Below are 26,945 nucleotides of genomic sequence, written 5' to 3'. Positions count from 1 at the left end.
GCTACTCTTCTTCCTGACTTGCTGCTTCCAACTGAGCAACCGCTGCGACAAATTCTGGGTTTTGTTGTAGCTCTTCTGGAACTCCTATTGCTTCATGTAAACCGATAGCATTTGACCATTTAGTATACTGGTCCCATGTGATATTACTGAGGTTGACACCACTGAGGTTGGCATCACTGAGGTTGACACCACTGAGGTCGGCATCAAATAGGTCAGCTTCACCGAGGTCAGCAACAAAGAGGTTAATCTCACTGAGGTTGGCACCGCTGAGATCAGCACTTCTGAGGTCAGTATCACTGAAATCAGCACCACTGAGATTGGCACCACTGAGGTCAGCAACAAAGAGGTCGGCACCACTAAGGTTGGCACTTCTGAGGTTGACACCACTGAGGTCGGCACCACTAAGGTTGGCACTTCTGAGGTCAGCACCACTGAGGTAGGTATTTCTGAGTTCGGCACCACTGAGGTTGGCATTTCTGAGGTTGACATGAATCAGGTCGGCATCACTGATGTTGGTACCACTGAGGTCTGCATTTCTGAGGTCGGCACGAATGAGGTTAGTAGCACTGAGGTCTGCATCACTGATGTTGGTACCACTGAGGTCTGCATTTCTGAGGTTGGCACCACTGAGGTCGGCACCACTAAGAAAACTACCTACTATTTCCCCAAAAGCACCATTCCCAAGACATTGACTATAATCAATAATTCGCAGTAATCTTCTTAGATCAAAATCCTCACTATCAGGTTGACCACAAGGATAAAAATGCAACTGCTCCCGCAACTCCTCCTGAGACTTCCCATAACGATGCAGCTCAAACAACAAAATCATCACATTCAACCCCGTATAAATATCCACCCGACGCTGCCCAGACTCAATACCCCACTGCTGCAACTGCCTCCCCTTCTTCTGAGGTAAAGTTTCCTCCGTCGCTTCAATAAACTTCCCATCACTCCAGTCTAGATAAAACCCATGTAACCGCTCAAACAACACCACCAACTCAACCTCACTCTTCACCAACAACGCCATCAAATATTCCACAACTTCCACAGTCAGACTGCCATAACCAAACAGATCGTAAACCCGCCATTCCAGATCTTCATCAGATACCACATAAGTCTTACGTCGCTTCCCAGTTTTCGTTTTCTCCGCCAAATCTTCCAGACTTTCCACCATCCGTTTTGCACAGAGAAACTCACCAAAACTCTTGTGGAAAAACTCCACCGAATTTTCCGCCTTTGCTGCCGACTTCAAATAAAACGCAGCCAAAGCATTTTTCAATCCATCCTCTCGTTTATCTTGCCTAGCTTTTTCAATTAACGCCTGTAACTCCTTATATCCCTGTTTCACCAATCGGTCTTCAATCATTTTTATTGCAGCATATTCTCCACCAGACTGCACCACACACAACCCCGCTTCTGCCAACAAAATTTCTAAATCTTCTGGGTCTAACTTCGTAATTTCCGGATTAATATTTTTACCCTCTTCTACTCGCTGCTTCTCCAACACCCATTCCAATGCTTGCTCATAGACCGAGACTTTTGCCCCACCAACATCAGCATTAGCAAACATCTCTACTTTTAACTGCTTATCCCGGTGCATTGCAGCAAGCAAATACAATAAAAGTGGTTCCCGTGCCAACTCCTTAACCTGCTCCGGACATTCTTGACTCTGTAAAAATTCCCGAAACTTTTCTGTTTCCTCTTCCGCAACAATAGTCTGCCACTTCTCAAACCACCGTTGCTGAACCTCGTTATCCATCGGCAAAATACTCACCCGCTCCAAATTAGGAGGCATCAACCTTTCAATTCCATAAAGTGCCAAAGGTCTACCCGTAATCAAAACCCGATGACTGCGCTCCTTATTTTCTGCCGCCCGTTTCTGAAACTGTGCCACCTGGTCTAAAAATACTTTCAGCTCATTACTAGCACCTCGTTCCAACAACAATTCATCAAACCCATCCAGCAAAAACAGAAACCGAGTATTGTGGTTTGTCAACCAACCAATATCGCTAGTAACAAAATCCCAACCCACAGCATCAGCTAAAGTTTCATCAATATTTGCTGCAAAATTTCTGACATCCCGTAACCGAATTAAAATCGGCGTATATATAGGATGTAATTCCTGACGTACCCAGTCGGCAAACATTCGGCAAAATACACTTTTTCCTCTTCCCGGTCCTGCTTGAATAAATAACACCTGTTTGTCTTTTTTTTCATCCAGCAAAATTGTTTTTGCCCACTCCTCAATATTCTGGGGTGTTGCTCTTTCTTTAATTTCCCCATTAGAGTTAACAGGTTTAACTTTTAGTGGCACATAAATCTGCCGAAAAGTGAATTTTTCATCAAATACTTCTTCGTCTGGTTTAGTAGCAATATTCTTCTCTAAATATTTATCGATACTGCCATAAACTTCCAAATCTTGCTGCCAACCACCCCCATAAATTCCCGCTAATTTCTTAGCATTGTCTTTCACCTCCACCACTGCTTCTTTCATATAACGGTGGGTATTGCGAGAAATTCTTTCAGTAACTATTTTGGCTTGATTTTGAGTTAAACCAGATTCTTTCAAGCGTTTGACCAAAATTTCATTAAAATTTTTCCTCAAAGGTGAATCATAGAAACAAATTAAAGTATTCCTAGCATCTTGTTCATTAAAATCTATTTCTTTATCCACTTTTTTTATTTGTTTTTGTACCTCCTTCGATGCCTCAGTTTCTGTCAGCTTTTCTGATATTTCAGGATGGTCTATTAAAAATCTTCTTAAACTTTCTAAATAAGCCACCTGAGCCACCAATTGTACTTCATCTTCTAAACTTGGCTCTTGACGAGTTTTTTCAATAATAAAAGTAATAATTCCAGTTGCAATAGGCAAAAAAGGTAAACCCGCCCCAGCAACTTTTACCAGGGGAGAATTTAACACATCCAAAAGTGAATCAATATTTTCAATAAAAGGTTTTAATTCTTTAGCATCCTTATTTTCTTGTAGAGCTTTTGCTATTTCCAAAACAGCCTTACCAGACTCAACTCCACCTTTAACAGTTTCAGATAAATTCAATTCTATTTCTGTGTTGAGAACTCGCCAAATATTCCGCCAGAGTTTACTTGCCATAGTTAATATTTCTTCCTTTAATTGTTGCCCAATATATTTGTATATCTACAGTTAAATTTCTGTAAATTCCCGATATCATTTCAGTTATCAGTTATCAGTACATAAAAGTCCAGTAATAGACTGCTTTAGAGGATGTTTGAAAAGTTGTTTAATACTGAATTTTGCCCCCTAACCCCCCAATTCTGGGGGGAACAAGAATCCATTAGCTGGTAAAAGTTCCCCTTTATTAATCCCCCTCCCGTCCCCCGCAGGATCGGGGGAAGCCAGAGGATGCTGTGCTTTTTGTTGAAAGGGGGATTTAGGCGGCTTTGATGTAGCAAATGAGACTTCTCAGACAACCTCTTATCTTAAATGTTGCACATAGATGTAGGTTTGGTTGAGGGACGATCTTCGCAGCTTATCCCCTGGATCAACCCAACCACAATCTTCCCCTCCTGGGAGTGGTTAGGGGTGGGTTCCCTACTCCCCTATTCCCCACAAGGGTTTCAAGACTTATGGTTCAAGAATGCGCGAATTTAGAATGCGCGAATTACCTCTCCTTGAAAACAAGAGGATTGACGAACAGGAAAATTTTTATTTATTATCCCCTTAAAAGGGGAGGCTTTAAACCACAATATTTCGGTAAAGTACAGCTTTCACTCGGAGAGTAGGGGGGAATTCCTTCTGCCTTTCTTCTTTCAAAGTATAAGTATTCAACCAAACATGATATATAGCAGTCGAAGCAAAGGTTAGGACAGATCGAGAAGCTCTAAAACTCAGACAACATAATACTTTTCCTTCTTCTTTCTTCCTTCTTCCTTCTTCCTTCTGCTATAACATAATTATCTTTGTCCCATCAGGAGTTAGATTATGTCCAAAATTAGAGAAGAAATGCCCGTATTAGTGCGCCATGAAGGAGATTGGAAAGGAACATATACAATATTAGATAATGAGGGAAATATTATCGATCGCCATAGTTCTCATTTAACTTGTCAATTTCCAGATAATGGAGAATATCCCTATTTTCAAACTAATCGTTATGAGTGGGAAGATGGTAAAAAAGAAGAGTATAAATTTCCTGGAATATATCGAGATAAAAAGATTTGGTTTGATACAGAAAGGTTGGATGGTTATGCTTGGGAAGTAGATGATTCAACAATTATTTTGTGGATTACATATAAAGGAATGCCAGATTTCTATATCTATGAAATGATTAATATTAGTCCCGATAATAATCATCGCGCTAGAACTTGGCATTGGTTTAATAATCATCAAATAGTTAAGCGGACAATAATTAAAGAAGAAAGAGTCATAAATTAGGAGTCAGGAGTCAGGAGTCAGGAGTCAGGAGGGAAGATGAGGAGATGGGGAGATGGGGAGTGTGGGGAGTGTGGGGAGTGTTGTCAGAAATTAAAAAATATATATCTTCACACGTTAGCGAACAGGACAATCAAATAGTTTAAATAATACACCAAAAATGCAAGCAGTTCGCAAGCATTGACGAAAATGGAGCAGCGTCGTTTTATGGGAAAAATTATTGTAGTTCCTTAAGAGTCATAAAATTAAAAATCTAACTAGGAGTTTTACCGATGAATTCTATTGACGTGACTAGACAAACCAATACAAAAACTAGAATGACTAATCTATATGAAACAGATTTTGTTCAATGGACAGAAGAACAAGCAAAAGTTTTGAGCAAACGTAATCAAAAAGCACTTGATTGGGAGAATTTAAAGGAGGAGATAGATAATTTAGGAAAAGAGCAAATTAATGCAGTTCATAGCTTTTTAAAACAAATCATAATTTACAGGTTAAAGCTAGACTACACTAATGATATCCTATCGCGCAGAAATTGGATTGATGAAGTTGATGATTTCCAAGATGAAATTGAGAGAAGACTTACTAATACCCTATTAAATAAAATCAATATTCAACCTGAATATGAGCGAGCAAAACGTAAAGTTTTAAAAGTATATGATATTAGTTTACCCGAACTTTCTCCTTATACTTTTGCAGATTTGATGAAAAGATTGCCAGAAAATTGATTATTGCGGTTCACATCACAACGATAAATTATTCTGCTTTTAAAGTTTCACTAAACCGATGAATATTCCAAAATAAAGATAATTCTAACCCCCCATCAACATAAATATGTTGACCAGTAATAAATTGACTTTCTGGAGAACAAAGAAAGGCCACTAAAGGAGCAATATCTTCCGGTTCTCCCCATCTTCCCATAGGAGTTACTTGGGGAGGGATTTTATCAATATAAGGTACTTTATCGAGATAGCCATCCCATGCTTGAGTTTTGATATAACCAGGAGTAATAATATTAACAGTAATTCTCCGTGGAGCAACAGCGATCGCATAATGTTTGGCTAAAGTTTCCATTGCTGCTTTAGCTGGTGCGGCCATTCCATAAACTTTTCCTGGGTTATGAACACCTGTTGCAGAAATGACAACGACTCTACCTTGACCATCAACCATATAAGTTAGAGCTTTTTCAATACAGCGAATAAATGCTTTAGGATAAATTTCTTGAGCTGCTTCATACTGTTCAAAAGTAAAATTTCCTGGGAGTGTTGCGGTAATAGCATAACCAGCGACATGAACAAAAGCTATGAGTTGACTATTGAAGTTTTCTTCGACTACCTGAAATAAAGCATCAACAGTTTCAGATTTTTTGATGTCTCCTGCTACAGTAATAACCCTAATATTTGATTTTTCTAACTCTTTTTTTACTGCAAAAGCAGCATCATGGTTAGAATGATATCCCAGGATGAGATTAAAACCATCTTCAGCTAATTTACGAGAAATAGCCAACCCTATTCCACGAGTTCCACCAGTTATTAAAGCAACTTTCATAGGTTTAATATAGTTAATTTTTAAGTTCAGAGATTAATAGTTAGATTAGTTTATTAAATTATGTAAACTTGTATGGTCAACCGCCGTTGACTTCAGCAATATTTCTTGCAATTTCACACAATTATAGATTAGATTATAGTTTACTTAAAAAATACCAATTTCAACAAGGGACTAAAGTATGATGGGCGAAAACCAAGAAAATATCAATAGTGAATTTGAAGTAGCATCAATTAAAGAAGACTGGGGGGGAGATGGCAGAGGAAGGATGAATTTATCTGGAAGAAGTACAGCAATTTCTTCAGACTTTATCCCTCGTCAATACCAGTATTTTGACTCTAATACTGTACCAGAACTTTTAGATTGGCGTATCGAGGGAATGCCAGATACTGTCCCTTTTGCAGCAAGAAGATTATTATCTTGGCATAATTGTGGTGCATCTACATCAAGGGTGAGTTTACCCCCTCAATTTACAGCTCCCGCAGGAATATTTACAGCCGATCTAGAGATTTTTATTCTGAGTGGAGTAATTCAAATAGGAGAATGGCAATTAGATAAACATGGTTACTCTTTTATTCCTGCTGGGGTTAGAGTTGGTAATTGGAAGGTTTTAGGAGATGAACCTGTAGAAATTCTGTGGATGGAAAATGGAACAGTTCCCTTTAAATATGAAGCCTCAGAAACAGATAAACCTGATGCTAGAATGAATGAATTTATTCCGGCATTAGATAGCAAACTTTTACCTTGGGGAACAACACAAACTATCCAGTTTGAAGTCGCTAAAAAGAAATTTTTGAGAAAAAGCAATAATGGTGGAGGTGTTTGGTTACTTGCTATTTTACCTCATTATGATGGAAAGTATTCTATGATTCAATGTTATAACGAAGAAGGGTATTGTTTGAGTGGCTATTGTGATATAGGGAATGATCGATTGGTTAAACATTGGTTTGCTTATGTTCCTAGCTTTTCAACTTCTTTACGTCATATTACTGATGATGGAGGTTTATTCTTTATCCGAATTGATAGGGATATCTCAAAATCTGGAACTGTTTTATCCTATGTAGATCGTTTATAATGTGATAAACAAGGCATTCTCTAATACTCTAATTGTCGAGAAAATTTTTAGCTAAATTATCTCTTTGTTGCTTAGTTTTCTTATCGAACAAAAGGAGGAAGTAGTCAAGTTATAATTCTCACTTTAACTGCAATTTTAGCGAGTCTTAAAACTAGAAAAACTTCGACAAGTAAGATGATAATTATTGTTAATTTCCTGGTAATCTTTCCATTAAATCTTCAAAACTATAAGGACACTTATCAGGAAGGTCTAACTTATATTCACTTAATACTAATCTTTTAGCTCTTTCGTACTCTTTATCTATATCTATCTTATTTAACAGAGCTTTAGTTAGTCTTCTCTCAATTTCATCTTGAAAGTTGTTAATTTCAGTTTGCCAGTGTTTTCGAGGATAAATATGAGAGGAATATTCTAGTTTAAGCTTGTATTCAATTAATCTTTTAATAAAACTACTGACATCATGAATTTGTTCTTTTCCCAAATCTTCTATTTCCTCTTTGAAATTATTCCAATCAAGAGCTTTTAGATCGCGATCGTTTAATGCTTGAGCTTGTTTAATAGTCCACTCCACAAAGTCGGTTTCATAGAGATTCGTCATTTTGGCTATCTCATGGTTTTGTGTCGTCTTGTCAATATAACTCATAAGTTAAATTCCTAATAGATGGATTTTTCCTTTGATTAGTGCAGGATGGCAGAAATAACTAACCAGTTACAAAATCCTAAAAGCCTTACTAATCAATATTTTTGACTTTTGACTTTTGACTTTTGACTTCCGCGTAGCGGCACTAGCTGTCAGCTAAAAATTCAAGGGAACATTTATCCACTATATTTGAATAAACATTTAGTGCGTGTTAATTGATGTTTTAACTTCTCATTATACACCTTGAAAAGCTGATAACTGACTGCTGAGTGCTACTTCAATTATTATCTAAAAAATCAACAACAACTGTCGATATTTCTTCAGCTATTTGATTAATCATCCACAGGTTTCCTCCTTCAATTTCAACCATTTTACTATGGGAAATTGCTTCAGATAACCAACCTTGATTTTCTGCCTTTACAAAGCCATATTTGTCTAAAGGTTCTAAAGCTTTAGTACCATTACAAACTAAGGTAGGACATTTAATAAGTTTAAACCTTTCTGGAGCAGAAAGACAATATTTACCCAGGGCAACCCCAGGATAGATACTTCCTCCAAAAGCTTTTAAATCATCAATAACACAACGATGATTTAATTCTCCTTTTCCCACATAATTAATCCTCGCCAACCATCTTTCCATCAGATGAGAACCGTCTTCTTTTATGGTAAATCCTTGACTATATCTTTGAGTAATTTTTTCCGCTTCTTCTGCGTCAAAACCATGAGTATTACAAAGGATTAATTTATTCAAGCGATCGCTATAAGATACGGCTACTTCTCCAGCAATATAACCCCCTGTTAAATTGCCCAAAATACTACATTTTTTAATCCCTAATTCATCTAACAATAAAATGACAGTTTTAGCATAGTCTGAAATAGAATATTCTCTAGGAGGTTTATCGGAATCTCCCAACCCCATTAAGTCCATAGCAATAACACAATATTTAGGGGCTAAAATTGCCATTAATTCTTTAAATTCGTCGCTACTTCGAGGAGTCATGGGAAGCAAAATTAGAGGTTCTCCTTCTCCTCCAATGCGGTAAAAAATTTGTCCGTCTTCTGTATCTAAAAAGGCTTTTTTTATTGTTTTTTTCATTTTCCTTGAGTTATGTATATGAAATCAATTTCTGTATTTTATATTAGACTACCTTTAGCATTATTTTTCATGTTTTTCGGTATAGCAGAAGAAAGAAGGAAGAAGTAAGAAGGAAGAAGGAAGAAGGAAGAAGGAAGAAGGAAGAAGGAAAAATATTACGTTGTCTAAACTTTAAGCTTTTGAGCTGTCCTAACCTTTCCTTCGACTACTATAAATATTAGAAGGAAGAAGGAAGAGGGAAGAGGGAAAAATATTACGTTGTCTGAACTTTAAGCTTTTGAGCTGTCCTAACCTTTCCTTCGACTACTATAAATATTAGAAGGAAGAAGGAAGAAGGAAGAAGGAAGAGGGAAGAGGGAAGAGGGAAGAATATTACGTTGTCTGAACTTTAAGCTTTTGAGCTGTCCTAACCTTTCCTTCGACTACTATAAATATTAGAAGGAAGAAGGAAGAAGAAAGAAGGAAGAAGGAAGAGGGAAGAGGGAAGAAGGAAAAATATTACGTTGTCTGAACTTTAAGCTTTTGAGCTGTCCTAACCTTTCCTTCGACTACTATAAATATTAGAAGGAAGAAGGAAGAAGGAAGAAGGAAGAAGGAAGAAGGAAGAGGGAAGAAGGAAGAGGGAAGAGGGAAGAGGGAAGAAGGAAAAATATTACGTTGTCTGAACTTTAAGCTTTTGAGCTGTCCTAACCTTTCCTTCGACTGCTATAAATATTAGAAGGAAGAAGGAAGAAGGAAGAAGGAAGAAGGAAGAGGGAAGAAGGAAGAGGGAAGAGGGAAGAGGGAAGAAGGAAAAATATTACGTTGTCTGAACTTTAAGCTTTTGAGCTGTCCTAACCTTTCCTTCGACTACTATAAATATTAGAAGGAAGAAGGAAGAAGGAAGAAGGAAGAAGGAAGAGGGAAGAAGGAAAAATATTACGTTGTCTGAACTTTAAGCTTTTGAGCTGTCCTAACCTTTCCTTCGACTGCTATAAATATTAGAAGGAAGAAGGAAGAAGGAAGAAGGAAGAAGGAAGAGGGAAGAAGGAAGAGGGAAGAGGGAAGAGGGAAGAAGGAAAAATATTACGTTGTCTGAACTTTAAGCTTTTGAGCTGTCCTAACCTTTCCTTCGACTACTATAAATATTAGAGGGAAGAAGGAAGAAGGAAGAAGGAAAAATATTACGTTGTCTGAACTTTAAGCTTTTGAGCTGTCCTAACCTTTCCTTCGACTGCTATAAATATTAATAGACATCTCCAAAAATCCTTACATAAAATCAATTATTATCAATAAATTATCAATTATATCAAATCTGCTCGGGTTCAGTATAAAAAAATGTTCCAACCGATGCGCCATTGCCAAATCTTTTTCGGTCTCCCCACATTCCCCTCCTGGGAGGGGTTAGGGGTGGGTTCCTCCCCATCACCCCATCACCCCATCTCCCCATCACCCCATCTCCTAGAGAAATCTAATTAATTGACATAAACTGATAATCTTGCGCAGAAATCACTCGCCAAGTTTCATCACCCATAACTTCCAAAACTTGGTGGTGATATTGTAACAAAGTTGGTCGATGTCCGACACTAACATAAGTAGTCGATAAACTTTGCAAATGTTGGTAAAGACTTTGTTCGTTTTGCACATCCAGAGCGCTCGTTGCTTCGTCTAAAATTGCATAACGGGGTTGAGTCAGCAACAAACGAGCAAAAGCTACCCGCTGTTGTTCTCCCATTGACAACACCCGGTCCCAATCTTCAACAGTATCTAAACCACCAAATATTTCTGCTAATTTTGGCAAATTAACTTGGTTAAGCACTCGATAAATTATTTCATCAGAGATATTTAAGTCAGTGCGTGGATATAACACTTGATCTCGTAAGGAACCTAAAATCATATAAGGATGTTGTGGTAAAAAAAGAATCTCTTCTAGTTTAGGTCGGTAAATTGTCCCAGTGCCAGAATTCCATAAACCAGCGATCGCTCGTAAAATAGAACTCTTTCCACTACCACTCACCCCCACAATTAAAAGTCCTTCTCCCGGTTTTAATTCTATAGATACATTTTTAACTAAAGTTCTTTGATAGTTAGGAGTTTGCAAAGTAAGATGCTGTAAGCTTAAACGTGACTCTTCAACAGTCTCAATTGTTTGACCACCCTCCACTGGTGATGCATTTGGTTCTTCTAGAACTTTAACAAAACTCTCTAAACGCTCAATCCCTGCAATAAAACTGGTGAGAAATTCAAACATCCTAACAATGATATTCAAGGACCTAAAGACCCTTCCAAAAGCTCCATTAGCTTCTTGTATTGCTCCCACTTCCAACCCTGGTTCCCCTGCCAAAATTCTCGGACCAATAACTAAAGCAGGTAACATCCAGGTAATATAATTATATATGTTTTGAAAAATATCTAAGTTTCTCTCCCAAGTAATTACTTTATTATAAATACTTAAAGCAGGAGCAAATATCTGCTTAATGTAACTAAATTCTCTATTACCTCCATTATAAAAAGCAATTGACTCAGCATTCTCTCGAATTCTCACTAAACCAAATCGAAAATTTGCCTCTCGTTTCAGTTGTTCTTTTTTAATTGGAATCAAAATTTTACCAAAACCTATAGTTGTAATTAGCATACCTCCTACAGAATATATGACTAAAATCAGAACCAATAATTTTGATTTTTCCCAAAGTAGAATTCCAAATGCAAACAAATTAAAAATTGCTAAGGTAAACTGCCTAAATAGAGTTACAGAACGATGACAAAATGATGCAATATCTTCTGCAATTCGCTGATCGGGGTTATCAATTTCTCGATAGAGGGTATTGATTTTATAGAAACAATCATTTTGGAAATACTTATCTAAATAAAATTTAGTTAACCACCCTCGGGAATACAGACGAATTTTATCTTCCACATACTGCCAAGTAGCAACATTAACAGCTAACACAACAGAAGCACCAATATAGAAAAATGCAGATTTCCAGAATCTCTCAGAGTCCGTATCAACTAAAGCAGAAATTAATTCTCCTTGTTGTTTGAGTTGATTAACTCCTATAGTTGAATCTAAACTGAGAAGACAAAGCAGCAATACAAATAAACCAATTGCTCGCCATTTCTCTGGAGATTCCCACCAATATAGTTTACCAATTGCCCAAAATCTTTGGAAAATACTGAAATTAAGTTTTAGATTTTTCATTTTGTCTATTTACAAGGTAAGACATTTAATAATTTTAAACCTTTCTTGAAAAGAATGCTATTCTTATAGCAAAAGGAAGAATCTAGCGTTGTCTGAGTTTTCAGCTTTCCTTCCTACTATTGCAAAATTTTATATCAAGTCTCATTAAATAACTGTAATAAACAATCTTTACCCAACCTGGTAAGGATGTTGCATGTAACGTCCCTACATTGGGGTTAATTAATGTTACTTGATATTAGGTGTGTCGCAACAGAGCGATCGCTAAACTTGCTTCCATAATACTGACAAAATCTATAGCGCTATCCTAATATGCGGATACAATTAAATTTGCTTGTATTTAATCCAATTAGAGAGGAGATTGTCATATGGAAATAGAGGAATATAGAATAGAAAAGTAATTAAGTCAATTGTCGAAAAACATTTTGAGTCCGATCCTGATAACCGGGAAGTGGAAACTCAAATAGTTTTCGACCTCAAGCGCGATCGCTATCTGATGTTTCATGTCGGATGGTGTGGAGAAAAACGAGTTTTTGGATGTGTTCGTTGAGATTAGGTCAGGGAAAATTTGGATTCAACGAGATGGAACAGAAGTCGGGATAGTTAATGAGTTAATTGAAGTTGGAGTTTCTAAGTCTGATATAGTGCTAGGATACAGGTCGCCTTATATGCGTAAGTTTACAAAATTGGGGGTGGGGTAGGTATGAAGCTAACCTAAGAGCGATCGCCTGTTAAATTAACTTACTATACTAGAGTTGTTGTCAATCTATTAGGACTTACGCAGATACGCTATATATAGCGCTTAAAACTATTGTTCAATAGAATTTACACTCTATAAATAGTGCCTTTGCGTAAGTCCTGTCTATATAAAAATTGGAGAATTATGTTAATTGAGAAAATAATACAAGAACTGCAAAATATCCCAGAGGAGAAACTATCAGAAATTTATGAGTTGATTCACGACTTCCGTTTACGGTTAAACCCAGAAAACCGTCAAACTCGGACTCCTGGACTCCTCATATCAAATCCGTTTAATTCGGTATAAAAAAATTTTCCATCTTCAACCATTATCAAATATTTCCCCACACTCCCCACACTCCCCACACTCCCCACCCTCCCCACACTATGAATCTAATTACACCGATGCTACCGGATTTGATATCACTGGAAAACTGGGGGACGCATTCTTTGAACCGCTACCTGAAGAGGAACTCCAAAAGTGGGAATGAGTTACTTGTTTAATTCTAGCTTGAATCTTCCCCAGTATTGATTACCAACTTCTGAAAGTAGTGATGGGAGGCGATCGCTACACTTTCCTCAATCATAATACTAACGAAATCTACAGTTATCTCTAAATAAGATATAAATTTATTCCATTAATTGTTGTACTTCTTTTAATGGTAAGTCTACTGCTTCGGCAATTTGTTGTGCTGTTAAACCGAGTTTGATTAATTTAGAGACAGTATTTAATTTATTTGTATACAAGACATTTTCAATGGTGGGTTGGCAAGAGGTTGTCTTTTCATCATCTGATTTAGTATTAACAAAATCCCTATTTTCTAATTCTGTTGTTTCGCGATTATTGCAAAGATTAAGATTACCAATTTGTACGGGATTACCAATAATCTGATGTTGAGAATTTGCAAATCCTAAACGTTCGACTGTAGCGCAAAAATTTGACTTCTTTAGCTTTTCCCCAAAAACCTCTGATAAAAGTTGCCAGAGTTGGTATCCTTCATCTTTTGCATGACCCTTAGTACATCCGTACATTTGCGCAATTTCCGTGTATTTCTGACCATTTAGAACTCCCTTCAAAATTGCCATTTGTAGACTATCCAAATGTTTGCCAGTTTGCTGAAAGACCAACTTATCAATTGAATTTAAAACTGTTTGCCAGTCCATTTTTTTACAATTAATTTATTTGAATAATTTATCCGCTATTATCCTTCATTATCCGTCTTTTCCAAAATTTTCAATAAAATCTCCTTCTTTATCCGTCCTTTTTCGAGTGGTCGATATTAATATAGCTTGATTAAAATGAGAATATCTTGAGCAATTAGTGAATCTGAACAATAAAGGATAACTAAAGTTAGGATGTATTTTATTTAGACAAAAAGACATTTCTTACAAATCTTAGAGAATCAAAATGAGTAAATTAAATATAACTAATAATACTATTACTTTGGACAATAAAGTTTATCAAGTCAGAAATATTACTAGCGTAGGAAAGTATCGAATTAAACCAAAGTATTTTTTCAAGCTAAAATTCATCATTGTTGGCGTTGTCCTCAGTTTGTTGGGAATTGAATGGATGAAGAATAATCCAGATGTGTCGTTGTTCACATGGAGCATAATTATTCTTACTGCATTGGGAATTATAGAGCGATTTACTAAGGCTAAAAGATATGGCATCACCATAGAAACAAACGCTGGAAGCACAAAGTTACTAACATCAAAGGATGAAAGTCTCATCAACAGAATTATTAACACAATCACTGAAATTATGAATAACCAGGATAAACCTGCTAATTATACCTTCAATGTTTCTGATGGAGACATAATAAATCAAAGCGGTTCCTTTGAAAATGGGGTTCAAGTTGGGTAGTTAAAACATACTATTTACTTAGATTATATGGAGAGTAAAAAATATGAATAATCAAGACAAACAAACTAATTATAACCATGCTAAAGGAGACATTATTAACCAATCAGGAAATTTCCAGACTGGAGTTGATAAAAGAAAAATAACCAAAATTAATAATTCTCAAGACCTAGCACAAGCAGCTAAAGATATTAAAGACCTACTAAATCAACTTTCAGCAGATTATCCTAACGATAGTTATACAGATTTGAGTGCTAAAGCTGTAGATGAAGTTGATAAAAACCCTCAGTTAAAAGAGCGAATTATCCGAGGAGTAAAAGCAGGAAGTTTTGCAGCTTTAAAAAAGACGATCGATCATCCCGTTGCGCAATTCTTTATCGAAGGTGTAAAAGAAGTATTGAAAAAGCATTGAATCCTTCAATAAATTGTTGAAATAGTTCTTGTAGGTTTGGTTGAGGCCAGGTTAGCCTAGATTATCTGCAGGATAAACCCAACACAAACAATTTTGCCCCAAACCATGCCTCTAAATCTATTTTTATTTATCAGCAATAAGTGCTATAATTCAACTAGAATTTGCTGTATATTTAAGAAGTTAACTTTATGTTAGTAAAAGGAATTAAAAAAGGAAAAAATATTGAGTTATTAGAGGAAATAAATTTACCAGATAACCAAGAAATTTTAATAGAAATTAAAGAGGTTAATGATTTTTGGTCAGCCTATCAAAAATTTAGGGCAAAAATAGAACAAGAAGGAATTACTTTTGATGATAATACTTTTGATAACTTACGAGAATATTAATAACTCTCAGAGCAAATTAATATCATGTCCGGTTGAATAGTTATAATTAAAGCTTAAAGATATAAGTACCATTAATTTAGTCTACCTCCCAAGGATTAATAATAGCAATACCGCAGTCTTCAAAATCAGAAATATTCCTAGTGATAAGAGTAGCTTGGTGAGCGTAACAAATACTGGCAATCTGAGCATCAGCTTGGGATATTAGCTTACCCATTCGTCTTCTTTCGGTGGCAATTCTAGCAAAAGCAACTGCTGCTATTTCATCAAAATGTAAAATCCGTCCACCGAAATCTTCAGCAAACATAAATTGAGCTGCTTGAGTGAGTTCGGTTTGACGTTTTCCAGAAGGTAATAAAGCAATCCCATAGAGAATTTCAGCTTGAGTAATAGTTGTTGTAAAAAGATTAATTACTGGTCGTGCTGCAACCCATTGAAGAACTGCAGACGAACCTTTAGGTTTCATCAGTTAAGATATTACATTTGTATCAAGATATAATCATGTTAATCCTCAAAATTGGGAGGTTTTCGTAGGGTATCTCTGACTATAGTCGGGATTTCAAAATCTCCAAAATTAGAAAAACGTTGCTTAATTTTTGCAGCAATATTTAAAGGGTACGTTTCGTTTTCTGTTAATACTGCACGGAGAATTTCTTTAGCTTCTGCTTCCAGAGAGCGTCCACTAGATTCTGCTCGCTTTTGTAGTCTAACTATGAGGTCATCATCAAAGTTTTCAATTTTAATACTGCTCATCTTTTTGGCTTTTTATTCCATTCAATAATCATTAATTATCACAATTATACATAATGATACTTACAATCTACAATAATAATTTCTTTGTCACGAACTTGATAAACTAAACGATGTTTGTGATTAATACCAATTTAATAAATGTTTGTTACAAATGGTAGAAGTAAGAAAAAAGGAAGAGGGGATAATTTTTTAAAAAATGGAAAAACGATATAAATAACTATCTAAAATGAACTAGACTAGCTATTTTTAAGCAGATCCGATCAAAGTCTACCTTTTTGTAGCATTCTTTTTTCAAATTGGTATAATACATCTTGACCAAAAACCACTTAATATCATATTTAAAAGGTTTGGGTTTACCCAATTATTCAAACGGCGATCGCTCTATATCTTTAAATTAGGGTTTGCTGAAAAAGTCTTTTTTAAGGAGTAGGGGACCCACCCCTAACCCCTCCCAGGAGGGGAAAAGGGGAGTAGGGGAGAATTTTTTTGCCCAACTATGCGCTAAAAATGCGCTCCATGCATGAGCATGAAGAGCTGAAAACCATGTACTTTTTCAATACCTCAAAAGGCTAAAACCTTTATCTGGTAATTATTTGATATTTAATCAGCAAACCCTAATTAGTTCGACAATTTTACTATAAATTTTGTTGTCTAATTTTGCCCACTCAGTAAAATCTGCAAAAGCAGAGGATTCAAAAACAATTCTTCTGCTCATTGCAAATCTTCTAAATTAATTTCGACTAAATTTTGACGCTCTTTTACATTTTTAATAGCTTTTAATAGTCTATTTTTGTTGCTTTCTGACTTTAAAATATAATCTGTCTCATCAAATTATGAAACAACTATTTCAATTTCTTTTTCTCCAAATTTAGCTTGAATTTATTCTAGAAAATGATGGTCTATTTCACTGGCTTTTAAACGATAAACTGTTGACATGATTTCTACCTATTGTTAGTTATAATAATTACAGCATTTTCCTAAGTTATGAGGTGAGGTATAGAGATTAACAAGGGTGGGATGGCGAGGAAACCTCACCATATCCAATTAACCAAGAGAAAAGAGAATATTCCTTATGTCAAACCTCTTGTTTCTACTAGAGTTACTGTTACTGTAGCTCCTCCCTAGAAGGCTAACTGATAACTGATAACTGAAGCGGGGGCGGGTTTACTTAGTCGTGGGTGACACCATTAACCTAACGCGGAACCCGCCCCTACTACTGAAATAACCCACCCTGCTGGACCGACACATCTAATTTTATGCATTAGCACCATTTTAGGCGTGTCAGTCCACTACAACTTTTTAAGAAACCTTAAATCGCATCTGAATCAATCGCCAAATTTCTCCAATCCACAATACAATAGAAGTACCACCAACAATTACTAACCAATCTCTTAAAGATAAAGGAACCGTCCTAAATACAGCTCCACCAAATTGCACCATCAAAATTTGTCCTACAAAAATAAATGCTGCTATTGCCACAAAACTGACGTTTTTACTAATATTAGAAAATGCAGATTCTTTTAAACCAAAACATTTGGCGTTAAACATATTCCAAAACTGCAACATCACAAATGTGGTGAAAAATAGAGATAATTCATAAGGAGTTACTACTCTATCTTTCTGGATATAAAGTAAGAAAGCAACGAAAAATACCAGGAATACTGTAGCTACTGAAAAAATACTCACCATCATTGGTTTGGAAATAATGAAATCTTGAGAATTTCTAGGTGCATTTTCCATCACTTTTTGATTGGGTGGTTCCGTTGCTAAAGCTAAAGCAGCAAAAGTATCCATAATTAAATTCACCCACAATAGTTGAATTACCGTAAACGGCAAATTAATCCCAATAAACGGACCCAACAAAGCTATCCCACAAGCAGCAACATTTATTGTTAACTGGAAGAGGATAAACTTCTGAATATTTTGGTAAAGCGATCGCCCCCACATCACAGCATTTTCAATACTGGCAAAAGAGTCATTCAAAATAATGATATCGCTTGCTTCTTTCGCAACAGAAGTACCGCTACCCATCGATAAACCTACCTGCGCTTGATTCAAAGCAGGTGCATCATTTGTACCATCACCCGTAACTGCCACAACTTCCCCGCTAGTTTGTAATAACTGTACAATACGTTGCTTATCCTGGGGACGCGCTCTAGCAATCACTTTAACTTTTTTCAGCACCTCCAAAACTGCTTCATCATCCAAGGAACGTAGTTTACCACCAGTAATACAATAATCATTAGGATCGTCCTGACTAATAATACCGATTTCGCGAGCTATTTCAACAGCAGTCAGACGACTATCCCCAGTAATCATCTTGACTTTGACACCAGCTTTTTGACAGATTTTAACTGCATTTGGTACATCTTCTCGCACTGGGTCAGCGATCGCTACAAAACCCAACCAAATCAAATCGTGATATTGTTCGAGTTCTTTTCCTTGTTGATAGTCTTGAGGGTCTCGAATGTAGGCAAATCCCAAAGTCCGTCTACCAATAGTTTCATACTGATTTAACTCTGCTGCAATAGATACTCTTGTAGAATCTGCAAAAGGTTTAACACCCTCCGCAGTCAGAATTTGATGACAACTGGCGAGCAGTAATTCTGGCGCACCTTTAATATGGAGTATTTTTTCCCCTGTTATGGAGGAATTTCCCATAGTTGCCATGTACTTTCTGTCTGCTGAAAAAGTTAACTGACTGACAATATCAAAATCATCTCGTTTATCAATGTAGTCAATATTATTTTCCTCCAACCACAACAGCAAAGCTCCTTCTGTATGGTCTCCTAGAGGAATAGATTCTTCACCTTTTTTGTATTCCAGGTTAGCTGTACTGTTGCTACAAATTGCTTCTACTATAACGTTGTCAGCATTGATAGTCTTGTCGTCTAAGCTAGGAAAATTTACATCACTGACCTGCATTTTGTTTTCAGTCAAAGTACCTGTTTTATCAGAACAAATGACCGTTGTAGCACCAATGGTTTCACAAGCATGCATCCTGCGGACCAGATTATTTTGTTGAGTCATTTTCTGCATACTGTAAGCTAGACTGAGAGTAACGCTCAATGCTAGTCCTTCGGGTACTGCCACAACTATAACTGCAACTGCAATCATAAAGTAGGTGAGGAATTTAACAGCAACATCTGCTGATATCCAGTCGGTGGGAGAAGTGGGAACCAATTCTAAATAGTAACCTACCCCGATACCGATGCCAGATATTGCCAGAGCGAACAAAATATTTTTTACCCATGCTATCCCGCTATCATTTTCCAGCCACTCTGGTAATTCGATTTCTTTGCCTATTGATTCCAATCCATCTACGATTATTGGCAACCATACTCTAGTCAGAGCAACAGTTAAGCTAACGGTCAGGATACTGATAATGTACCACTGTCCGGAGGTGAGGTCGAGTTCTCCTGTAAGGATACCCCGTGCTACTAAAGCGATATCAATTAACACTGCTACAACTAAACCGAGAATCCCAATGAGATTACTAAGACGTTCGAGTTGTAGATTTAGAGGTGTTTCTACATCTGTAATATCTAGAACGCATCTAGCAGTTTTGCCAATTTCTGTCTCATCCCCAACCGCTGTGATTTCGATGACTCCATGACCATCATTGACTACAGTATCTCGCAATACTTTGTTTGGTGGATAAGCGCAACCAGTATTACCATTAGAGGATAATTTGACATCTGCTATTTTGGGAACAGGTATTGCTTCTCCCGTTAAACTAGCTTCATTAACTTCCAGAGAAACTGCTTCTAATACTTGACCATCTGCTGCTATTTCGTCTCCTGTTTCTATCAGTACAATATCGCCTACTACTAAGTCTTTTTTCGGAACTGTTGTAACTTTATTATCTCTAATTACTGCGATAGGAATTTCATCATTTACTTGATTGAGAATATCGAATTCTTTACCAGCTTTATATTCATTTAAAAAAGCAACAGAGGTAGCGAGAATTATGGCAGCAATAATGCCTAAACCTTCTACATAATTACCTTCAAAAATTCCAACAGTAATGGCAATAACCGCAGCAATTATTAGAATTCTAATTACTGGGTCATCGAACTTTTCTAACCATAATTTCCACCAAGGCGATCGCTTGGGTGGCGTTAATAAGTTAGACCCGTATTTTTGCCTATTTGCCTCTACTTCAGCCTGTGTGAGTCCTCTATAGCGACTTTGTTTTTGCCGTGGTTCTTGAGTGGTTTTCATTAATTAATCTCCTTGCCAAAGTTAACTTTGGTGAGTCTCGTTATAATTTTAGTATTTTATTGTTTTATGTCTTAACTTTATTAATATATCTTAAATGCGTAATTTTGTCTAGAAATGTTTATAATTAGGACTTACGCACGGACGCTAAATCAATTCATTAATGGATAATTGATCATTACCTCTGGTTAAAACCGTTATGGAATTGAATATAAGGAAATATTATTTCTTTTTTCCCCTTAAAAGGGGAGGCTTTAAACCATAATTATTTAATTATTAATTATTAATTATTAATTCTTCGGTAAGGGCGAATGCCATTCGCCCCTACATATGACGTTTTTAAGGTGAATTTGCGTAAGTCCTGATAATTAGGAAAACAACTCGTTTTTTTGTCTGTTTTTGCAATCAAAATATTTGATTTGATCGTAAAATTATGCTATATTTTATTGTAAGCATTCAGCGGTCAGCCATCAGCTATAAGCTATTGCTTTTAGTTTAGGATAAAAGCAATATTTAATTGTCTTACTACAAAAGTTGCCTCCCTTACCCTTAAAGTCAATTGTTAATTTAAACACTGTCCTATACGAGAAAGTATTGTTGCTGATAGCTGACAGTTAATAGCTGTTTGCGTTTGCGTAGCATCCCGTAGGGAAGCATTCCGTAGGGAAGCATTCCGCAGGAAATGCTTACCATTTTATTTTCCCAAAAAACTGCTTATTTTGTTTGATAAAATGTTGATTGAACGCCTCAATAAAACAAATTGGAAAACACCACCAAAACTTATCTCTTTATTTTCAGGTTGTGGAGGAATGGATTTACCATTTCATTACGCAGGATTTAAGGTGATTTGGGCAATTGATTCTAATTTTTATGCCTGTCAAACTTTTAAGAAAAATATTGCTGATGTTATCGAACATAATCAAATTGAAAACATAGATATTGATGCAGTTCCAGAGGCAGATTTAATTACCGGAGGGTTTCCTTGTCAAGATTTTTCAATGATTTGGAAGCGTCCTGGTTTAGAGGGTACAAGAGGCAATTTATATACTTACTTCTTAGAATTTGTTAAACAGAAACAACCAAAGGCATTTATAGCAGAAAATGTCAAAGGTTTATTAAGTGCCAATAAACATCAAGCAATTCAACGGATAATCTCAGATTTTGAAAGTATATCTCCAGGTTATCTAGTTAAACCTAAACTATACAAATTTGCCGATTATGGAGTACCTCAATTTAGGGAAAGAGTAATTTTAGTAGGGATTAGAATGGATACAGGTTTTAATTTTATTCATCCTCAACCAGAATATGGTCTTGGTCGTAAATATCCTTATAAAACTGCTGGCGAAGCACTTAAAAATGTAGAAAAAGTTCCGGATAATAATGAACATCAAAAAATTCAACCTCGAACAATTGAAATATTGAAAAGGATAAAAGCAGGAGGTAATTTTAGAGATATTCCAAAAGATAGTCCCTACTATGTAAAAGGAATGATTAGTCATGTTTATCGACGCATTCATCCAGACAAACCTTCTGCAACAATTATTGCTGGTGGAGGTGGAGGAACATGGGGTTATCATTATCCTGAACCAAGGTCTTTAACAAATAGAGAAAGAGCAAGGTTGCAGACATTTCCAGATAGTTTTGTTTTTGAAGGTTCTTTTACTGAAATTAGGCGACAAATTGGTAATGCAGTACCTCCAGATGGAATAGTTTCTATTGTTGAATCTTTGATTCCATTATTTAAAGATGATTATCAGAAAATAGATTCATATAGTCTTAGTAAACATTTGCAGGGTATGTCAATCAAAGAAAGATTAAAATTAGCAGAATTAGAATTAGATGAGCAAGCAATACAGTTAAGTAAATAATTTTGATAATTTTTCCGAATTTTTTCGGAATTATTAAAGTAAGTTTTGTAGAAGAAAAGTTTGTAGGTAAATTCATTATTTTTCAAGCTCAATTTATGCCAATTCAATCTAGCAGCTAGACGCAAAAATTGAATATAATTGATATAGCATTTATCATAAAGATGAGATACATTTACGATCCCCCGCGCATCCCCCTTAAAAAGGGGGACTTTGAAACCTCCTCCCTTTTTAAGTTCCCCCCTTACTAAGGGGGGTTAGGGGGGATATAAAACTGTATCTCACCAATTTGAGAAACGCTATATATATTTTTTGGTAATAGAAGGGCTATATATGAATTTTCAATTTGTCAAACAATGGGCGACTATTGGTTGCTTGAGTTTAGCTGTAATTTCTGGTCTAACTCAGTACAGTCAGGCCCAACAAACTAGGCGTTTTGCTAGTTTCTACTGTGGTACTGATAATGGTAAAGCTGCTACTATCCCAGACCATCCTATCAGGGGGAAAATAACTCTAATTATTTGGGAAAGCGAGTATTTCATCAAAGCTGGATATGACCCCCAGAAACGTTGTCGTGAAGTTTCTGATAACTTTGAGAAGTTTCAACAGACAGGAGATTTGAGTAAAATTGTTCCTAGTCGTGCAAATAACCAACCTGTATTATGCGCTATTGGTAGTCTAAGTAACTATACTGGCAAATGTCCTATTTCTAATGTTTTAATGACTCTTATACCTGGTGATAATGCTCAAGGAATGGTTAATCAAATAGGCGAATTAAATCTAAAAGATTCTGTTGATCCTTTGAAACATTCGGCTAGTATTTTTGAAAAATATGGAGATATAAAGACTATTAATATTGATGCAATGTTGAGATATTCTCCACCTACTAAATAATTTGTTTGGTTTGAGTTTTGTCTAGCTAATGTAGGTTGGGTAGAATGAAGTGTTAGCGGAGCTTCCCGGAGGGAAACCCAACAAAGTAGCAAAATTTGTAAGTAGACTGACACAGCTAAAACTGTGCATTAGCTTTTAACTTGAAAATTCTTAATGCATGACTTTTGACTTTTGACTTTTGAATTGAATCTAATGCACCATTTAAAATGTCTCAGTCTACTAAGATAAATTATTTTTTAACAATAAACGTTATATTATCTTTGCGTAAGTCCTGACTTATTTAGAGTATTTTGATATCGCCATAAATAACTTACAACTAATTGTTTATAATTCAGACATTGAGGAAATTATCAAATGGCAATAGACTATAGTCAAATTATCCAAACTCTGATTAAAGAACAAGCTTCTTTGCATAAGTCTGGTGATGTTCGGGTAGAGACAATTTTCGATACTGAGCATCACCATTACCTCTTAGTACAAGTCGGTTGGGCTAAAAATCATTGGGTATACGGTGCTATTCTGCATCTAGATATTATTGAAGACAAAGTATATATTCAACAGAATAACACAGAGCAATCTGTAGCCGAACGTTTAGTTGAATTAGGAGTTTCCAAAGAAAATATAGTGATTGGTTTCCATTCTCCTTTCAAAAGACAATTTACAGATTATGCAGTTAACTAAATTTATCAGGACTTACGCAGAACCGCTATATCTAGTAGGGATAAACGGCAGTTTGCCCCTACAAGTAGCGTATAATTTAATATTTTGCGTAAATCCTTTTTATATTAGACATCTCCAATAATAAAAAATAAAATCAATTATCCCACAGAAATTCTCAATTATTCCCCTCCACCGGAGGGGTTAGGGGTGGGTTCCCTACTCCCTACTCCCTACTCCCTACTCCCTACTCCCTCTTTTCTGGAGAAATCTATTAGTAAATTTTTCATTCAAAATAATTAACCATCTTGAGTATATTTCTGACAATTTTATTATTGCCTGTAAAACAAGCGATCGCTCCCCAACCAAATTATCCTTTGACCAATCCAAAAGACCAATGACCACAAACCAACTTTTAGACAACCGATACCAAATTATTAAAAAACTGAATGAGACTAATTTAAGCATAACATTCCAGGGAGAAGACTCTAGAAGATTTAATCGTCTATGTCTTATCAAGCAACTCAAGACTTCCTACAACCCGCAATTACAACAAGAACTAGAACAAAGATTTCAACAAGAAGCAAAAATTTTAGAAAGATTAGGAAACCATCCACAAATTCCAGATTTATACAGCTATTTTCCTGAAAATAATCAACTTTATTTAGTTCAAGAATGGATAGCAGGATGTAACCTCCAACAAAAGTTTCAACAAGAAGGGAAACTGACAGAAACAGAACTCAAAGATATACTAATAAAATTATTGCCAGTCCTGGAATTTCTCAAAGAAAATCAAATAGTTCACCGGGATATTAAGCCCAGTAATATTATGGTCAATGGAGAAAATTTACCTATATTAATAGACTTCGGTATAGTCAAAGAAATTTACACTACAGTTAACCCAAACATAGCTTATACTGTCCTGGGTATTGGAACTCCAGGGTTTACTTCTCCTGAACAAAAAAAAGGTCAACCTACCCATGCTAGCGATATATATAGTTTAGGAGCAACAGCAATTTATCTTTTGACAGGAAAAATATCCAATGGTAAACTTTCCTGGCGCCAAGATGTACCGAATATTAGCCCTGAATTTGCCGATATTTTAGATAAATCTATAGAAGAAAATTTGAGCGATCGCTATCAGACTGCCACAGAAATGTTAACTGCTATAAAAAACATCAAAACTTCTTATTCTCCTAACACTAAACAGCAAATTCCCAGAACCCAACCATCTCTTGACCCAAATCAAAAAGTTTCTCCTGTAACTTTAACAAACTCAGGAAATAGTCAGTGGTTAAAAATTGGAATAGTTGCCATTATTGTCGGAACTATCAGCACAGCAACAATCATTTTTTACAACAATAGACAAGAGGCTAAAAGTTACTATAATCAGGGTGATGAGCATCATGATAGAGGAGAGTATGAGCAGGCGATCGCTGACTTGAACCAAGCCATTCGACTCAATCCCAAATTGACTAAAGCTTACAATCTAAGGGGTATTGTTTATGATCTACAGAGAGAATATGAACAGGCGATTGCTAACTATAGCAAAGCCATTCGACTCAATCCCAAATCTGCTCTTCTTTACAACAACCGGGGTTGGACTTACTATAATCAGAAAGAATATGAAAAGGCGATCGCTGATTATAACCAAGCCATTCGACTCAATCGCATATATCCTCTTGCTTACAGGAACCGGGGTCTTGTTTACTATAAGCAGGGAAAATATGAAAAGGCGATCGCTGACTATAACCAAGTCATTCAATTTAATCCAAAATATGCTGATGCCTACTATGAACGCGGTTTGACTCACAAGCTTAACAAGGATATTGAAAAAGCCATCTCAGACTTTGAAAAAGCTGCTGACTTATACAAAAAACAAGCAAATCAAAAGTCGTATCAAAAATCTCTAGATCGACTCAAAGAATTACGATAATATTAGTATTTGTAGCTTTGATCGAGTATAAATGTTGAACATTCCCAAAAGCTATCGCTTGTAAACCTATCCCATCGGTGGCATACTAAAACCTTTCAAAGTCTGTTTTTTTTCTTCCTCACTCAAACCTTTACCCTGCACTAAAACTCCAAAATTTCCCAACCCCATTGGATCTATTAATGAATGTAATACTTCCCTACGTCGCAAAACTTCCTGAATAGAAAATCCTTGATTATTTGATAATTCATTTAATCTATCTCCTAAACCTAACGCCATTAAAAATAAAGCCTGTTGAGTAAAACCTAGATTTTCCAATCCTGACAAAATTCCCTGTTTTTCCAAAGCAGTAAAATCCACATGAGCCGTAATATCTTGTCGCCCAATATTCCAATATAAGTCATTATTTCGATGATGTTGATAATAACATTGTAGAGTTCCTTGTCTGCGAGTGGGATTATAATAACGTGGTGCTTGATAACCATAATCAATAGTTAATAAATATCCCTTTTGTAGCTTAGACGAAACAGTGTTTATCCAATCTAAAGCCTGTAAATTCACCTCAGTTTGATAACCTTCTACGTCTGGAAATGCAAGTAAATCTATACCCACTAAATTAAAATATTCAGCAATTCTAGGAGTAGAAGTTTCACCACTTATTTCTACAAACTTTCCATCTGAGTCAGAGCTTACATAAACTTCTCGAAATTCCCGATTTTCTATAATAATTTTATGTACTGGAAAAGCATCCACTAATTCATTAGAAAATAAACACCCCATAATTGAACTATGAGAAATTTCATCCCAGTCACACCACCTAACTTTATATGAGTGTAACCTTTGTTTTTGTTCCTCTTTTAAAACTTCAGACTTTTCGATAATCAGATATTCTATTGTTTGGAAAAAATCTAAATACTTTTGTTTTAAATATCCTAAAACTTGCTCTGCTAAAATTCCCTGACCAGCACCCATTTCTACCAGAGTAAAATTATGAGGTCTTTGGAAAATATCCCACATTTGCACAAATTGTTCTGCCAATAATTCTCCAAAATCTGCACTCCAATGAGAAGATGTTAAAAAATCTCCCTGTTTACCAATATTCACAGGATGACTTGCATAATAACCATATTGGGGATGGTACAAAACTAAATCCATATATTCGGCAAAAGTAATCCGTTTTTTTAGAGATTCAGAAATGCTTTGATAGATAATTTTGCACAAATTTTCGTTATTATTGTTGATAGTTATTTCTGATTGGTTCATAATTTTTTGTAGTGCGGGCATCTTGC

The 26,945-nt window shown here is 35.9% G+C and carries 23 protein-coding genes and 1 pseudogene; 12 read left to right on the top strand and 12 right to left on the bottom strand.

Annotation, left to right across the window (positions count from 1 at the left end):
* Nucleotide 1: 1 nt before the first annotated feature.
* Nucleotides 2–3,109, bottom strand: coding sequence for a pentapeptide repeat-containing protein (locus SAGCYANO_RS35600; RefSeq protein ID WP_202224354.1), 3,108 nt, complete (start codon nucleotides 3,107–3,109; stop codon nucleotides 2–4).
* A gap of 849 nt (nucleotides 3,110–3,958) precedes the next feature.
* Between SAGCYANO_RS35600 and SAGCYANO_RS35595 the strand changes: the two genes are divergently transcribed.
* Together SAGCYANO_RS35595 and SAGCYANO_RS35590 are read left to right on the top strand one after the other, a co-directional pair.
* Nucleotides 3,959–4,408, top strand: coding sequence for a DUF3598 family protein (locus SAGCYANO_RS35595; protein ID WP_202224353.1), 450 nt, complete (start codon nucleotides 3,959–3,961; stop codon nucleotides 4,406–4,408).
* Between the two features lie 269 nt (nucleotides 4,409–4,677).
* Nucleotides 4,678–5,133, top strand: a complete 456-nt coding sequence (locus SAGCYANO_RS35590; RefSeq protein WP_237397008.1) for a DUF29 domain-containing protein — start codon at nucleotides 4,678–4,680, stop codon at nucleotides 5,131–5,133.
* Nucleotides 5,134–5,161: 28 nt separating this feature from the next.
* Here the strand turns inward: SAGCYANO_RS35590 and SAGCYANO_RS35585 are convergent, their stop codons facing one another.
* Complete coding sequence (locus SAGCYANO_RS35585) at nucleotides 5,162–5,953, bottom strand: SDR family NAD(P)-dependent oxidoreductase (protein ID WP_202224351.1); 792 nt, start codon at nucleotides 5,951–5,953, stop codon at nucleotides 5,162–5,164.
* A gap of 178 nt (nucleotides 5,954–6,131) precedes the next feature.
* Between SAGCYANO_RS35585 and SAGCYANO_RS35580 the strand changes: the two genes are divergently transcribed.
* Nucleotides 6,132–7,025 carry a DUF4437 domain-containing protein gene (locus tag SAGCYANO_RS35580; protein ID WP_237397007.1) on the top strand — a complete coding sequence of 298 codons (894 nt, stop codon included), beginning with the start codon at nucleotides 6,132–6,134 and terminating at the stop codon, nucleotides 7,023–7,025.
* Nucleotides 7,026–7,212: 187 nt separating this feature from the next.
* Here SAGCYANO_RS35580 and SAGCYANO_RS35575 read toward each other — a convergent pair whose 3' ends face one another.
* From SAGCYANO_RS35575 to SAGCYANO_RS35560, 4 genes are all read right to left on the bottom strand, one after another.
* On the bottom strand, nucleotides 7,213–7,668 hold the full coding sequence (locus SAGCYANO_RS35575; protein ID WP_202224350.1) for a DUF29 domain-containing protein: 456 nt from the start codon (nucleotides 7,666–7,668) through the stop codon (nucleotides 7,213–7,215).
* A 274-nt stretch (nucleotides 7,669–7,942) separates the two neighbouring features.
* Entirely contained in the window at nucleotides 7,943–8,761 is an 819-nt protein-coding gene (locus SAGCYANO_RS35570) for an alpha/beta fold hydrolase (RefSeq protein ID WP_202224349.1), read from the bottom strand.
* Nucleotides 8,762–10,049: 1,288 nt separating this feature from the next.
* Nucleotides 10,050–10,190, bottom strand: a complete 141-nt coding sequence (locus SAGCYANO_RS35565; RefSeq protein ID WP_202224348.1) for a hypothetical protein — start codon at nucleotides 10,188–10,190, stop codon at nucleotides 10,050–10,052.
* 21 nt (nucleotides 10,191–10,211) lie between these two features.
* A complete protein-coding gene (locus SAGCYANO_RS35560; RefSeq protein WP_202224347.1) occupies nucleotides 10,212–11,939 on the bottom strand; it encodes an ABC transporter ATP-binding protein/permease in 1,728 nt (575 codons plus the stop codon).
* A 448-nt stretch (nucleotides 11,940–12,387) separates the two neighbouring features.
* Between SAGCYANO_RS35560 and SAGCYANO_RS35555 the strand changes: the two are divergent.
* A pseudogene (locus SAGCYANO_RS35555) lies at nucleotides 12,388–12,637 on the top strand (XisI protein).
* Nucleotides 12,638–12,819: 182 nt separating this feature from the next.
* Nucleotides 12,820–12,981 carry a hypothetical protein gene (locus SAGCYANO_RS35550; protein ID WP_202224373.1) on the top strand — a complete coding sequence of 54 codons (162 nt, stop codon included), beginning with the start codon at nucleotides 12,820–12,822 and terminating at the stop codon, nucleotides 12,979–12,981.
* A 323-nt stretch (nucleotides 12,982–13,304) separates the two neighbouring features.
* Here SAGCYANO_RS35550 and SAGCYANO_RS35545 read toward each other — a convergent pair whose 3' ends face one another.
* A complete protein-coding gene (locus SAGCYANO_RS35545; RefSeq protein WP_202224346.1) occupies nucleotides 13,305–13,838 on the bottom strand; it encodes a hypothetical protein in 534 nt (177 codons plus the stop codon).
* 244 nt (nucleotides 13,839–14,082) lie between these two features.
* Between SAGCYANO_RS35545 and SAGCYANO_RS35540 the strand changes: the two genes are divergently transcribed.
* From SAGCYANO_RS35540 to SAGCYANO_RS35530, 3 genes are all read left to right on the top strand, one after another.
* Nucleotides 14,083–14,541, top strand: a complete 459-nt coding sequence (locus SAGCYANO_RS35540) for a DUF6232 family protein (RefSeq protein WP_202224345.1) — start codon at nucleotides 14,083–14,085, stop codon at nucleotides 14,539–14,541.
* Between the two features lie 43 nt (nucleotides 14,542–14,584).
* Entirely contained in the window at nucleotides 14,585–14,950 is a 366-nt protein-coding gene (locus tag SAGCYANO_RS35535; RefSeq protein ID WP_202224344.1) for a hypothetical protein, read from the top strand.
* A 188-nt stretch (nucleotides 14,951–15,138) separates the two neighbouring features.
* Complete coding sequence (locus tag SAGCYANO_RS35530; RefSeq protein WP_202224343.1) at nucleotides 15,139–15,336, top strand: hypothetical protein; 198 nt, start codon at nucleotides 15,139–15,141, stop codon at nucleotides 15,334–15,336.
* A 76-nt stretch (nucleotides 15,337–15,412) separates the two neighbouring features.
* On the opposite strand, the gene SAGCYANO_RS35525 is transcribed toward SAGCYANO_RS35530, so the two are convergent.
* The 4 genes from SAGCYANO_RS35525 to SAGCYANO_RS35510 form a co-directional block, all read right to left on the bottom strand.
* Nucleotides 15,413–15,799, bottom strand: coding sequence for a type II toxin-antitoxin system VapC family toxin (locus tag SAGCYANO_RS35525; protein WP_202224342.1), 387 nt, complete (start codon nucleotides 15,797–15,799; stop codon nucleotides 15,413–15,415).
* 38 nt (nucleotides 15,800–15,837) lie between these two features.
* Nucleotides 15,838–16,086: a plasmid stability protein gene (locus SAGCYANO_RS35520; RefSeq protein WP_202224341.1), complete on the bottom strand. Its 249-nt coding sequence runs from the start codon at nucleotides 16,084–16,086 to the stop codon at nucleotides 15,838–15,840.
* A gap of 44 nt (nucleotides 16,087–16,130) precedes the next feature.
* A complete protein-coding gene (locus SAGCYANO_RS50960; RefSeq protein ID WP_375340051.1) occupies nucleotides 16,131–16,211 on the bottom strand; it encodes a type II toxin-antitoxin system YoeB family toxin in 81 nt (26 codons plus the stop codon).
* Between the two features lie 1,174 nt (nucleotides 16,212–17,385).
* On the bottom strand, nucleotides 17,386–20,310 hold the full coding sequence (locus SAGCYANO_RS35510; protein WP_202224340.1) for a calcium-translocating P-type ATPase, PMCA-type: 2,925 nt from the start codon (nucleotides 20,308–20,310) through the stop codon (nucleotides 17,386–17,388).
* 728 nt (nucleotides 20,311–21,038) lie between these two features.
* On the opposite strand from SAGCYANO_RS35510, the gene SAGCYANO_RS35505 reads away from it, so the two are divergent.
* The 4 genes from SAGCYANO_RS35505 (at nucleotide 21,039) to SAGCYANO_RS35490 (ending at nucleotide 25,659) form a co-directional block, all read left to right on the top strand.
* The gene (locus tag SAGCYANO_RS35505; RefSeq protein WP_202224339.1) at nucleotides 21,039–22,175 is read left to right on the top strand and encodes a DNA cytosine methyltransferase; all 1,137 of its coding nucleotides are present in this window, start codon (nucleotides 21,039–21,041) and stop codon (nucleotides 22,173–22,175) included.
* Between the two features lie 330 nt (nucleotides 22,176–22,505).
* On the top strand, nucleotides 22,506–23,066 hold the full coding sequence (locus SAGCYANO_RS35500) for a COP23 domain-containing protein (RefSeq protein WP_202224338.1): 561 nt from the start codon (nucleotides 22,506–22,508) through the stop codon (nucleotides 23,064–23,066).
* Nucleotides 23,067–23,420: 354 nt separating this feature from the next.
* Complete coding sequence (locus SAGCYANO_RS35495) at nucleotides 23,421–23,747, top strand: XisI protein (RefSeq protein ID WP_202224337.1); 327 nt, start codon at nucleotides 23,421–23,423, stop codon at nucleotides 23,745–23,747.
* A gap of 373 nt (nucleotides 23,748–24,120) precedes the next feature.
* On the top strand, nucleotides 24,121–25,659 hold the full coding sequence (locus SAGCYANO_RS35490; protein WP_202224336.1) for a serine/threonine-protein kinase: 1,539 nt from the start codon (nucleotides 24,121–24,123) through the stop codon (nucleotides 25,657–25,659).
* A 66-nt stretch (nucleotides 25,660–25,725) separates the two neighbouring features.
* On the opposite strand, the gene SAGCYANO_RS35485 is transcribed toward SAGCYANO_RS35490, so the two are convergent.
* Nucleotides 25,726–26,919 carry a class I SAM-dependent methyltransferase gene (locus tag SAGCYANO_RS35485; RefSeq protein WP_202224335.1) on the bottom strand — a complete coding sequence of 398 codons (1,194 nt, stop codon included), beginning with the start codon at nucleotides 26,917–26,919 and terminating at the stop codon, nucleotides 25,726–25,728.
* Nucleotides 26,920–26,945: the final 26 nt, after the last annotated feature.

This window comes from Okeania sp. KiyG1, from assembly GCF_014132355.1.
In the GTDB taxonomy this organism is placed as follows: Bacteria; Cyanobacteriota; Cyanobacteriia; order Cyanobacteriales; family Microcoleaceae; genus Okeania.
The sequence above is the reverse complement of the archived record's forward strand: the minus strand, read 5'-3'. Positions and strand labels throughout refer to the sequence as shown.

Bases quoted from the DNA above. Each gene is read 5' to 3' on its own strand.
- SAGCYANO_RS35570 (WP_202224349.1), bottom strand. From the start codon at position 8,761: ATGAAAAAAACAATAAAAAAAGCCTTTTTAGATACAGAAGACGGACAA.
- SAGCYANO_RS35590 (WP_237397008.1), top strand. From the start codon at position 4,678: ATGAATTCTATTGACGTGACTAGACAAACCAATACAAAAACTAGAATG.
- SAGCYANO_RS35495 (WP_202224337.1), top strand. From the start codon at position 23,421: ATGGCAATAGACTATAGTCAAATTATCCAAACTCTGATTAAAGAACAA.
- SAGCYANO_RS35540 (WP_202224345.1), top strand. From the start codon at position 14,083: ATGAGTAAATTAAATATAACTAATAATACTATTACTTTGGACAATAAA.
- SAGCYANO_RS35520 (WP_202224341.1), bottom strand. From the start codon at position 16,086: ATGAGCAGTATTAAAATTGAAAACTTTGATGATGACCTCATAGTTAGA.
- SAGCYANO_RS35600 (WP_202224354.1), bottom strand. From the start codon at position 3,109: ATGGCAAGTAAACTCTGGCGGAATATTTGGCGAGTTCTCAACACAGAA.
- SAGCYANO_RS35505 (WP_202224339.1), top strand. From the start codon at position 21,039: ATGTTGATTGAACGCCTCAATAAAACAAATTGGAAAACACCACCAAAA.
- SAGCYANO_RS35565 (WP_202224348.1), bottom strand. From the start codon at position 10,190: ATGGGGAGATGGGGTGATGGGGTGATGGGGAGGAACCCACCCCTAACC.
- SAGCYANO_RS35530 (WP_202224343.1), top strand. From the start codon at position 15,139: ATGTTAGTAAAAGGAATTAAAAAAGGAAAAAATATTGAGTTATTAGAG.
- SAGCYANO_RS35510 (WP_202224340.1), bottom strand. From the start codon at position 20,310: ATGAAAACCACTCAAGAACCACGGCAAAAACAAAGTCGCTATAGAGGA.
- SAGCYANO_RS35500 (WP_202224338.1), top strand. From the start codon at position 22,506: ATGAATTTTCAATTTGTCAAACAATGGGCGACTATTGGTTGCTTGAGT.
- SAGCYANO_RS35525 (WP_202224342.1), bottom strand. From the start codon at position 15,799: ATGAAACCTAAAGGTTCGTCTGCAGTTCTTCAATGGGTTGCAGCACGA.
- SAGCYANO_RS35535 (WP_202224344.1), top strand. From the start codon at position 14,585: ATGAATAATCAAGACAAACAAACTAATTATAACCATGCTAAAGGAGAC.
- SAGCYANO_RS35485 (WP_202224335.1), bottom strand. From the start codon at position 26,919: ATGAACCAATCAGAAATAACTATCAACAATAATAACGAAAATTTGTGC.
- SAGCYANO_RS35580 (WP_237397007.1), top strand. From the start codon at position 6,132: ATGATGGGCGAAAACCAAGAAAATATCAATAGTGAATTTGAAGTAGCA.
- SAGCYANO_RS35585 (WP_202224351.1), bottom strand. From the start codon at position 5,953: ATGAAAGTTGCTTTAATAACTGGTGGAACTCGTGGAATAGGGTTGGCT.
- SAGCYANO_RS35575 (WP_202224350.1), bottom strand. From the start codon at position 7,668: ATGAGTTATATTGACAAGACGACACAAAACCATGAGATAGCCAAAATG.
- SAGCYANO_RS35560 (WP_202224347.1), bottom strand. From the start codon at position 11,939: ATGAAAAATCTAAAACTTAATTTCAGTATTTTCCAAAGATTTTGGGCA.
- SAGCYANO_RS35550 (WP_202224373.1), top strand. From the start codon at position 12,820: ATGTTAATTGAGAAAATAATACAAGAACTGCAAAATATCCCAGAGGAG.
- SAGCYANO_RS35490 (WP_202224336.1), top strand. From the start codon at position 24,121: ATGACCACAAACCAACTTTTAGACAACCGATACCAAATTATTAAAAAA.
- SAGCYANO_RS35545 (WP_202224346.1), bottom strand. From the start codon at position 13,838: ATGGACTGGCAAACAGTTTTAAATTCAATTGATAAGTTGGTCTTTCAG.
- SAGCYANO_RS35595 (WP_202224353.1), top strand. From the start codon at position 3,959: ATGTCCAAAATTAGAGAAGAAATGCCCGTATTAGTGCGCCATGAAGGA.